7 protein-coding genes are annotated in these 10,540 nt (G+C 65.2%); 3 read left to right on the top strand and 4 right to left on the bottom strand.

The annotated features are described in order from the left end of the window. Positions 1–26: 26 nt before the first annotated feature. The 3 genes from cydD to IV498_RS11545 are packed head-to-tail and all read right to left on the bottom strand — an operon-like array spanning position 27 to position 6,345. Positions 27–3,605: a thiol reductant ABC exporter subunit CydD gene (gene cydD, locus IV498_RS11535; protein ID WP_269046747.1), complete on the bottom strand. Its 3,579-nt coding sequence runs from the start codon at positions 3,603–3,605 to the stop codon at positions 27–29. Continuing rightward, the gene (gene cydB / locus IV498_RS11540) at positions 3,602–4,696 is read right to left on the bottom strand and encodes a cytochrome d ubiquinol oxidase subunit II (RefSeq protein WP_269046749.1); all 1,095 of its coding nucleotides are present in this window, start codon (positions 4,694–4,696) and stop codon (positions 3,602–3,604) included. The genes cydD and cydB overlap by 4 nt, the downstream gene beginning before the upstream one ends. A 53-nt stretch (positions 4,697–4,749) precedes the next feature. Continuing rightward, on the bottom strand, positions 4,750–6,345 hold the full coding sequence (locus IV498_RS11545) for a cytochrome ubiquinol oxidase subunit I (RefSeq protein ID WP_269046751.1): 1,596 nt from the start codon (positions 6,343–6,345) through the stop codon (positions 4,750–4,752). A 134-nt stretch (positions 6,346–6,479) separates the two neighbouring features. On the opposite strand from IV498_RS11545, the gene IV498_RS11550 reads away from it, so the two are divergent. Further along, positions 6,480–6,863: a BlaI/MecI/CopY family transcriptional regulator gene (locus IV498_RS11550; RefSeq protein ID WP_269046753.1), complete on the top strand. Its 384-nt coding sequence runs from the start codon at positions 6,480–6,482 to the stop codon at positions 6,861–6,863. 30 nt (positions 6,864–6,893) lie between these two features. Further along, the gene (locus IV498_RS11555) at positions 6,894–7,865 is read left to right on the top strand and encodes a M56 family metallopeptidase (protein WP_269046755.1); all 972 of its coding nucleotides are present in this window, start codon (positions 6,894–6,896) and stop codon (positions 7,863–7,865) included. Here the strand turns inward: IV498_RS11555 and IV498_RS11560 are convergent. Then, entirely contained in the window at positions 7,862–9,973 is a 2,112-nt protein-coding gene (locus IV498_RS11560) for a DNA gyrase/topoisomerase IV subunit B (RefSeq protein WP_269046757.1), read from the bottom strand. The two genes, IV498_RS11555 and IV498_RS11560, sit on opposite strands and share 4 nt — an antisense overlap. Positions 9,974–10,215: 242 nt before the next feature. Here IV498_RS11560 and IV498_RS11565 point away from each other — a divergent pair, with 242 nt between their 5' ends. Next, a complete protein-coding gene (locus IV498_RS11565; protein WP_269046758.1) occupies positions 10,216–10,440 on the top strand; it encodes a DUF7455 domain-containing protein in 225 nt (74 codons plus the stop codon). Positions 10,441–10,540: the final 100 nt, after the last annotated feature.

The raw sequence follows: 10,540 nt of genomic DNA on the forward strand, positions 1-10,540 counted from the left end.
GGTGCGAACGGACCACCGACCACTGCTCAGGCGTCGGACAGCACCAGACTCTTGTCCTCCCGCTGCCTGCCCGCAGCATCGTGCGTGACCAGTACAACCGCCTTGGACCGCAGGGCGTGGCGCAGATCCAGCATCAGGGACCGGGCCGACGCGGTGTCCAGGTGGGCTGTTGGCTCATCCAGCAGGACGACGTCGGCACCGGCCAGCAGCGTTCGTGCTACCGCGACGCGCTGCCGCTGGCCGCCGGAGAGGTGACTGCCTTCCGGACCCAGCCGGGTATCGAGCCCCATCGGGAGCTGGCGCAGCAGCGGGCCCAAGCCGACGTCGTCGAGCACCCCCTTCAGCTGCGCCTCGCTCGGAGCTTCGGACCGCGGCCGCGCCAGCAGCAGATTGGCGCGCAGCGAGGAGTCGAAGAGATGCCCCTGCTGCGGACACCAGGCAACGCGGCCATTTGCCTGCAGCCGACCGCTGGTTGTTGCCAGGAACCCCAGCATCACCGCCAGTAGAGTGGACTTCCCCGACCCGGATGGGCCCGTGACAGTCAGCCACTCGCCCGGCCGGACCGTGGTGCTCAGACCCGTGAAAACCGGGCCGCTGGAGTCCGGCCACGCCGCCGTCACTTCCAGCAGGCTCAGGCCGGTGCCGCTTTTTCCGTTGCTGCCGGCAGGATGGTCCAAAATGGAGCCGGAGATGGGCCTGGAATCTGCAGGGGAATTGCGGCTGGAACCGCTGCTGGAACCGGAACTGGAACCGCTGCTCGAACCGCGGAGCAGCTCGGCACCTGCCAGGTCCGGCACGAAACGCATCAGCACTGTGTTCAGCGCCGGCCAGAGCTGAATGGCGGCACTCACCCCGGCAAAGGCATCCACCAGGGCAAGATTGAGCAGCACCAGGGCGGCCAGCACCTCCGGGCGCACAGCTCCGGCTGATACAGCCGGAGCTCCGACAGCCAGCATGCCCAGCGCACCACAGCAGGAAACGATGATGAGCAGCGCTTGGGACAACCCCTGCGCCTGAACTGAGCGTTTCACCGCAGCGGTCGCAGCGTGGTCCCCGGCTCGGAGCCGTGCCAGCAGGCGTCCTTCTGCCCGGTTGGCGCGCAGGTCCGCCGCCGCGTTAAGCAAGGCCGCCACCGCCCTGATCACCGTTGACCGGTGTGCTTGCTCGGCCCGGGCCGCCGCCCGGTCGGCCAGCACCGCCGCAGCCGGACTCAGCACGAGGGCTCCGATCAGCACAACCAGCTCCAGCGCCGCCGCTTGCGGAAGCAGCAGTGTCGCCGTCGTCAGCACCACAGCTGCGGCAAGCACCCCGGTCAGCGGCGGCAGCACCACCCGCGGCGCCAGATCCCGCACTGCATCAACGTCACCGATCAGGTGGTCCACCGCCCCCTCCCCGCGCAACAGCGAGCGCCGGGACAGGACTTGGCGGCTGAGGGAGATCCAGACCCGCACACGCATCCGGGTCAGGGCAGCGAACACCGCATCATGGAGCCAAAGCCGTTCGCCATAGCGCGCGACAGCCCGGGTTAGGCCGCAGAACCGTACGCCAACAATCGCCACCATCAGGTACAAGATGGGCGGTTGCTGACTTGCCCGCACGATCAGCCAGCCGGAGAGCCCGGTCAACGCCAATGCCGCCAGCGTCGCAACCACGCCTGCCGACACCGCCAGCATGAACTTGGGACGCCACGGTTCGAGAATCGATGCCAGCAGACCCAACCTCGCCCTCAGCGGCACAAGCGAGGACCGGGGTATCGGGCGTACTGCGGGAGCGAACCGCCCGCTCCGGTCGGCGCGGTCGGGAGCGAAGAGTCTGGGGACGGCGGTACCCGGCACACCGGCGGGGGCACAGACCGTTTCCCGCTGCACCGCGCCCCGTGCCTTTCCGCCTGCCAACCGAACCACGTGCTCGGCGAGCGCCAGCGTAGGTTCATTATGCGTCGCCAAAATCACGGTGGCGCGGCCGCGCAGGGACATGATGACTTCCTCGATCACGCGGGCCGTGGCGGCGTCGAGGTGCGCCGTGGGCTCGTCCAACAGCACCACCGCTGCACCGGCCTCCACCCTGACCAATGCGCGTGCCAGTGCGAGTCGGCGCAGCTCCCCCGGGCTCAACTCTCCTGGGTGCGAGTCCGCCAGCTTGCTGATCCCAACCCGGTCCAGGACGAACGCCAGGCTGCGAAAATCCGGTGCTGCGTACATTTCCAGTTCGGCCCGAACGGTTTCAGCCGCGGTTACCGGGTGCTGCGGCACCCACGCCACCCGCTCCGGGTCGAGTCCGCTGACACCCCCTCGCACGTCAGTCCCCTCCCCTGCCACCACCAACCCTGCCAATACCTTGAGCAGGGTCGATTTTCCACAGCCGCTTGGGCCCGCAACAGCTGTAATCCGACCGTACGGCGCGGCAAAGTCCAGCGATTCCAGCGCAGGAACGGAGCGGTCCTGGTAGTGCACCGTCAAACCGCGGACGACGACGGCCTTCGTCGCGTCGGGTGTCTGGTCGGTGGAGTGCCTCGCAAAGTCAACGCCCGTCCCGCCGCCGGCCGGTCCGCACCGGGACAACGGCTCGCCCTTGGGTGCCGCCAGCACCTTGTCCGCTTGCTCCATCGCCTCCCGACCGTCCTCGCTCGCATGATGCGCCGATCCCAGTTCGCGCAGCGGCAGGTAACACTCCGGTGCAAGGATCAGCACAAGCAATCCGGTTTCCAGCTCCATGCCGCCCTGCACCAACCGAATGCCGATGAACACGGCGACGACGGCCACGGAGAGCGTGGCGATGAGCTCCAGTGCCAAGGCAGAGAGAAATGCAACGCGCAGGGTGGCCATGGTAGTCAACCTGTATTCATTTGAGACCCGGCTGAGGGCTTCGGTCTGTGCCCGCGCCCGTCCCAGCCCCACCAACACCGGAAGGCCTTTCGCGAGCTCAACCAGATGATTGGACAGGGTGGCGAGCGCACCCGCGGCCCGCTGGACACGAGCGCGGGTGTGCCAGCCAATCAACACCATGAACAATGGGACCAGCGGGACGGTCAGGACAATGATGACGGCACTGATCCAGTCGGCAAGCAGGATCCGCGCGCCGATCAGCAGCGGCACGACGGCGCAGCCCACCAGTGCCGGCAGGAACTGCGCGTAGTAGTTATCCAGCGCGTCGAGTCCCCGTGTGACCAGGACAGTGCCGGCCCCCTGGCCGGTGCTGCCGGAACCCGACCCCGCGCCGGAATCTGTTCCGGCGTCGCGGGCCAATCGCTCCGCCAGTTTCAGGCGCAGTTCCTCCTTGGCGCCGAGGGCCGTGCGTCGGGCCACCACCTGGCCGGCCCACACGACAAGTCCCCGGGCCACGGCCGCGCCGCCTCCCAAGATCAAAACCGAAACCAAAGAGCTCCCGCCAACCAATCCCGCACCGGAGCCGACAATGCTCCCGGCTCCGGGTGTGCTGGCACTTCCTGGACCGATTCCGGCGCCGCCGATGACCGCCACGATTCCGCCGGCAACGGCCTGGGCCAGGGCCACCGCGCACAGGGCCTTCAGCGCACTGAGCAGCCCCAGCAGGTACAGGCTGCCCGTGGCGCCGGGCGGAACCGCCATGGTTGGACGCTTCGTCATCCCAGCGTGCCATCAGCGGCCGTGCGGTTGTCGGCCGTGCGGTTGTCGGCCGTACCAAACTCAGCCGTGCCAATCGCTGGAACGACGTCATGCTGATCGGGCAGATGCGCTGCGCTGATGCGCTTGCGGAACACCCAGTACGTCCACGCCTGGTATGCCAGCACCATCGGCAGCCCGAAGCAGGCCACGATGCTCATCAGTCCCAAGGTGTACGGCGAGGATGAGGCATTGCTGATGGTCAGATCCCAGGCGTGGTTCAGGGTGGAGGGCAGTACCCGGGGAAAGACTGAACCGAAGATGGCGGCGCTGGCGGAGACCAGGAAGACCCCCATGGCCAGGAAACTGCGGCCCTCACGGCCCTGCCCTGCGAACCGCCACGCAGCGGCTGCCCCGGCAGCGGCCAGCACGATCAACAGCCAACTGGCAGCTTTGCCGTACTGTGCCGCAACCGCGGCCGCCCAGATCGCCATCGGCAGCAATGCCACCGGCAGCCAGCGGCGCAGGAGTGAGCGCGCCCGGAGACGGATCTCACCGTCCGTCTTGAGCATCAGGAACGCGGCGGCGTGCATCAGGGCGAAGCCGACGACGGCCAGGCCACCAAGGACCGCGTAGCCGTTGAACCAGGCGAAGGGTCCTCCCACCCGGTCGCCGTTGGCGTTCAGCGGCAGTCCCGTGGTGGTCAGGGCCAGCGCGGCACCGATTCCGAAGGCAGAGACGAAGGAGCCGACGGCGATGGCCCAGTCCCACCGGTTGCGCCAGCGATGCGCATTGACCTTGCCGCGGTACTCGAACGCCACGGCGCGGAAGATCAGACCCAGCAGCACCAGCACCAGCGGAAGATACATAGCCGAGAGCAGGGACGCGTACCACAGCGGAAAGGCGGCAAAGGTGGCGCCGGCGGCGGTGATCAGCCAGACTTCGTTGCCGTCCCAGACCGGTCCAACCGTGTTCAGCAGGACACGGCGCTCGTCATTGTTGCGGGCAAAGAGCTTAATCAGCATCCCAATACCCAGGTCAAACCCCTCCAGGAAGAGGTAACCGGTCCACAGCACGGCGATCAGCACAAACCAGAGTGTAGGAAGTGTTTCCATGAAAATCCTTGTATGTCAGTTCGGTGGTTTCGAACGTGATGCCCGAAGTCGACTCAGTATGCGAACGCGAGGACGTCGTCGTTCGCCGGAGGCTGCGGGCCGGACCCGTGCGGGTCCGAGCCATCGTGGGGGGCCAAATCTGCCAGTTCGGGCATAGCCGAGGCAACGCCGCCGCGGATGTAGCGCACCAGCAGCCGGACCTCGACCACCAGCAGCGCGGCATAAACGGTGCCGAGGGCCACCAGGGAAAAGATCAACTCGCCGGCGGAGACGCCGGGAGAGACGGCCGCCGCGGTGAACATGAACACCCGGTCGACGCCGCTGAGCTGCGGGTTCGGCGCGACCACGAATGGTTGGCGACCCATCTCGGTGAAGATCCAGCCTGCGGCGTTGGCCCCGAACGGCGCGAGGATTCCGCACAACGCGAGCCGCATCAGCCATTTCGACGACGGCACGGTCCCCTTGCGGACCAGGACCAGGGCCACCAGCGCCGCCAAGGCGGCCAATCCGCCAAAGCCGATCATCACCCGGAAGCCCCAGTACGTCACTGCCATCACGGGCACGTAGTGGATCGGCTGGCCTGCACGGTCGCCGTAAATAGGGTCGTTGGGCAGATTCGTGCCGTATTTGGCCTGGTATTCAGGAACCAGGGAGTTGACGCCTTTGACGTCCGTGCTGAAATCATTGTGCGCCAGGAAGGAGAGCAGTCCTGGTACTTCGATCACGGCCACCACCGCGCTGCAGTCCTTGCTCCCCACATCGCCCAGCGAGAGGATCGAGAAGCTGGTGCCGTCGTGGCAGGCCGCCTCCGCAGCAGCCATCTTCATTGGCTGCTGCTGGAACATCAGTTTGCCCTGCATGTCGCCGGTGATGGCAGTCCCGGCGAAGGCAAGCATGGCCACGACGGCGCCGATGCGCAGGGACCGCAGCCAGACCTTGTGATCGGTCTTGTCCCGGCCGGGAATGACGGCGGACTCCCCTACCAGAACGCGTCCGTCGTCGTCGACCGTGTCGATACCGTCCCTGCGCCGACGCCACAGGTGATACCAGGAGATGCCGAGCAGGAAGCCGCCCGCGACGGCGAGGGAGCCAGTCAAGGTATGCGGGAAGGTGACAAGGGCTGTGTTATTGGTGAAGACCGCCCACGCGTCGACCATCCGAGGGCGTCCGTCCACCATCCGCACGCCCACCGGATGCTGCATCCAGGAATTGGCGACCAGGATGAAGTAGGCGGACAACACAGACCCCAGCACGGCAATCCACAGGCACGCCAAATGAATCCGTGCCGGCAGTTTCTGCCAGCCGAATATCCACAGGCCCAGGAAGGTGGATTCCACGAAAAAGGCGAGAAGTGCCTCCATAGCCAGCGGAGCTCCGAACACATCGCCGACGAACCGGCTGTATTCGCTCCAGGCCATGCCGAACTGGAACTCCTGCACAATGCCGGTAGCCACGCCCATAATGAAGTTGATCAGGAAGAGCTTGCCCCAGAACTTGGTCATTCTGAGGTATTCCTCTTTGCCGGTGCGGTGCCACATCGTCTGCAGCAGCGCCACCAGCAGGCCCAGGCCAATCGTCAGGGGCACCATCAGAAAGTGGTAAACGGTGGTGATGCCAAACTGCCACCTGGCGATGTCCAGTGCTTCCATCGTTTCCCCTCAGCGCGGATCCGGCGTATTTCTACAGTCTGTAGAAATCTAACTTCTACTGAGTGTAGAACAATTTGTGGAAACCGGGTAGATTTAGATCAAGACATCTGAATGAGAGAATAATCGAGGATTACATGGCCACTCTTGGGGAGCTCGAAAGAGCCGTCATGGATCTGTTGTGGGAACATCCTGAAGCCATCAGCGCCAACACGCTGCGGGACTTCCTGACACAACGACCGTCAAATACCGCCGGCGGCGGGTCCGATTCGAAGGAACTCGCCGTCACCACCGTTCTGACGGTCCTGTCGCGGCTGGAAAAAAAGGGCTTGGTGCAGCGCGAGCGGGATATCCGCCCGCACCGCTACCGGGCGGTCACCAGCCGGGCGGAGCACACGGCCGAGCTGATGCTGGAGGTGCTGGGATCAGCGCCGGACCGCGAAGCGGTACTGGCGCGGTTCATTGGAACGGTCAGCGACGGCGAAGCCGCGACCTTGCGCAAACTGCTCAGTCACGGTTAGACCGGGACCGCCGGCTTCCGGGTTCCGCTGATGTTTTTCACATCCTGGTTCCTCGCGGTGCTGGCCGTGGTGCTGGCGTGGCCGGTACCGCTGCTGCTCTCGCGCGCTCGCTGGACCTCCCGCTCACCGTTCTCGGCCATGGTCCTCTGGCAATCCATTGCGCTGGCGGGTGGGCTGTCCATGATCGGGGCGATGTTGGTATTCGGACTGGTGCCGCTGGGGGATAACCTGCTCTCCGGCATGCGGGCGCTGCTGGGCATCGTGCTCGGCTCCGGCTTCGGACCGAAACCGGACCCGCTGGGACGGTTGGGGTTTTGGAACGCATTTGCACTCAGCGCGGCGGCGCTGCTGCTGGCCCATCTGCTGTTTACGCTGCTGCTGACCTTCCTGCGGATCCGCACCCAGCAAAATCGGCACCGTCAGCTGCTGGCCCTGCTGGGGTCTCCCGCGGCGGGCCGTCCCGGAACGGTGGTCATCAACCATGAAGCGCCAGTGGCGTACTGCCTGCCCGGCGGCGCCCGGTCCATCACGGTCCTCTCCGACGGACTGATGAATTTGCTGGCTCCCGATGAGCTGCGGGCCGTGCTGATCCACGAAAATACCCATCTGGTGCAGCGGCATCACCTCCTGCTGTGGGCCTTCGCGGCCTGGCGCTCGGCGTTGCCGTGGCTGCCGACGTCGCGGCTGGCACAACGGGCGGTCAACTCACTGATTGAAATGCTGGCCGACGACGAGGCCCTCAAGACCGTGGATCGGGCTACCCTGGTCAGCGCGATTGCTTTGGTCGCCAGCGGGCCCGCGCAGCTTCCAGCCAGCGAATTGGTCGACGCCGGTCGGCAGCAGATCGACACGCCGCAGACCACCTCAGCACGCTTGGGCCGCCTGCTGACCCCAGTTCCGGCCTTGGCCCGGAACAGCCGGGCCCTGATTCTGGCCGGATCGGCAGCGCTGCTGGCACTGCCCACGGCCCTGCTGATTGTTCCCGGGCTGCTGGGCGGTTAAGCGTCGATCCGCTCGCGGTCCAGACTGGTGCTGCCGGCAATGATAAAATCCTTACGCGGAGCCACGTCCGAGCCCATCAGCAGCTCAAAGGTCTTCTCCGCGGCCTCGGCGTTGGCGGCCGTAACCCGGCGCAGCGTTCGGTGCCGCGGATCCATGGTGGTCTCCGCCAGCTGCCCCGCGTCCATCTCGCCCAGGCCCTTGTACCGCTGGATCGGCTCCTTGTAGCGCTTTGAGGTTTTCTCCAGTCCGGCCAACAGCGTGTGCAGCTCCTGCTCGGAGTAGGTGTAGATCATCTCGTTGGCTTTGGACCCGGCGTTGATCACCTCCACCCGGTGCAGCGGAGGCACGGCCGCGAACACGCGTCCGGCGTCGATCATGGGCCGCATGTAGCGGAAGAACAAGGTCAACAGCAGGGTGCGGATGTGGGCGCCGTCCACGTCCGCGTCTGTCATGAGAATGACCTTGCCGTACCGTGCGGCCTCCAGTGCGAAACTCCGGCCGGAGCCAGCACCAACCACCTGGATCAGGGCGGCGCACTCGACATTGGAGAGCATGTCCCCCACCGAGGCCTTCTGCACGTTGAGGATCTTTCCGCGGATCGGCAGCAGAGCCTGGAAGTCCGAGGACCGTGCCAGTTTGGCGGTACCGAGCGCACTGTCACCTTCAACAATGAACAGTTCGCTGCGGGCGACGTCGTCGGTGCGGCAGTCTGCCAGCTTGGTGGGCAGCGACGAAGTTTCGAGCGCGTTCTTCCGGCGCTGCGTCTCCTTGTGGACGCGGGCGGAGATGCGCGATTTCATCTCCGAAACCACTTTTTCCAGCAACAGGGCCGACTGTGTCTTGTCATTGCGCGCCCCGGAATTGAGTTTGGCGGTGATTTCCTTCTCCACCACCTTGGCCACAATGGTCCGGACCGCCGGCGTACCCAGGATCTCCTTGGTCTGGCCCTCGAACTGCGGTTCCGCGAGCCGAACCGTGAGCACCGCGGTCAGCCCGGCCAGCACGTCGTCCTTCTCAATCTTGTCGCTGCCTGCCTTAAGCTTTCGGGCATTGGCCTCGATCACTTTTCGGAAGGTCTTGAGCATCGCCTGCTCGAAACCCTCCTGGTGCCGCCCTCCCTTGGGCGTGGCGATGATGTTCACGTAACTGCGCATGGTGGTGTCATATCCCACGCCCCAGCGCAGCGCGATATCGACCTCGCAGTCCCGCTCCACCTCGGTGCTGCGCAGATGCCCGCTGGCGTCCAAGACCGGCACGGTTTCCTTGAACGTACTCGTGCCGTGCAGGCGCCAGATTTCCGTGACGGGTGCGTCTGCGGCGAGGTAGTCGACGTACTCGGAGATCCCACCGTCGTGGTGGAAAACCTCCTCATGCACCGCCAGTTCGCCCGGGGTGCCCGGCAGCCGGCGTTCGTCCCGGATGGTGATGCGCAGTCCGGGGACCAGGAACGACGTCTGCCGCGCACGAGCCGTCAGTTCCTCGTAGGAGAACTTGGCGTCCGGGGTGAAAATTTGCCGGTCCGCCCAGTACCGGATCCGGGTGCCGCTTACTCCGCGCTTCGTGCTGCCGATGATGTCCAGGCTGGATTTGTCGATGAAGGGCTCAAACGGGACGGAAGGACTGAGGCTGCGGCCGATGTCCTTAAAGTGTCCAGGCTCGCCCCGCCGGAAGGACATCTGGTAGGTCTTGCCGCCCCGATCCACTTGGACATCGAGCCGGGCGGACAGCGCGTTAACCACACTGGCACCCACGCCATGCAGACCACCGGAGGCCGTATAGGAGCCGCCGCCGAATTTTCCGCCGGCATGGAGCTTGGTCAGCACCACCTCCACCCCGCTCAGACCGGTCTTCGGTTCAGCGTCCACGGGGATGCCTCGGCCGTCGTCGTGAATTTCCACGGAGTTGTCCGGATGCAGGATAACTTTGATGCTCTGTCCAAAGCCGGCCAGCGCCTCATCCACGGAGTTGTCAATAATTTCCCAGAGGCAATGCATCAATCCGCGGGAGTCAGTGGAGCCGATGTACATGCCTGGCCGCTTGCGCACCGCTTCGAGCCCCTCAAGGACGGACAAATGCCTGGCGGTGTAATCGGAATTTGGTGGCGCCACGTTGGGCTGACTCCTCGGGAACGTAATGCTGTTGTGCGACTACTTCGAATCACGGCCGCTTCTGGCCCACTTTCAGGGTAACGCCATCCCGGTCCCGGGCCGCGCAGGCTTGCCGCACCGTTGCGGTCCTGCCGGCAGCGAAGGGCCGCGCTACGCGGACAGCGAAAATCAGACCAAGCCTGACATCGTTTCGCTGCGAACAATGGTTGTATAGGTAAGACAGATCTACTAAGGAGGCCATCATGACGACAGCTGTAGCCAGCCGGGAACTGAACGCGCTGGACCGTTGCGACCGTTGCGGCGCTCAAGCTTATGTGCGTGTCGTGCTGGAATCCTCCGGCGGCGAACTGCTTTTCTGCGGCCATCATGCACGGGCCGTCGAACCGACGCTGAAGCCGCTCTCCTCCGAATGGCACGACGAAACGAGCCGCCTTTCCGAAAAGGATCCGGTGCTCGTCGAGGACTGAAACGCGTACCGTACGGTACGCGTAAGGCTTGGGCGGAAGCAGGTCCACACCCGTGAGACATCAGGCAGTTGGGCATAAAGGAAGCCCCCTCCACAGGAGG

The organism is Paenarthrobacter sp. Z7-10 (genome assembly GCF_026932795.1).
Lineage (GTDB): Bacteria > Actinomycetota > Actinomycetes > Actinomycetales > Micrococcaceae > Arthrobacter_M.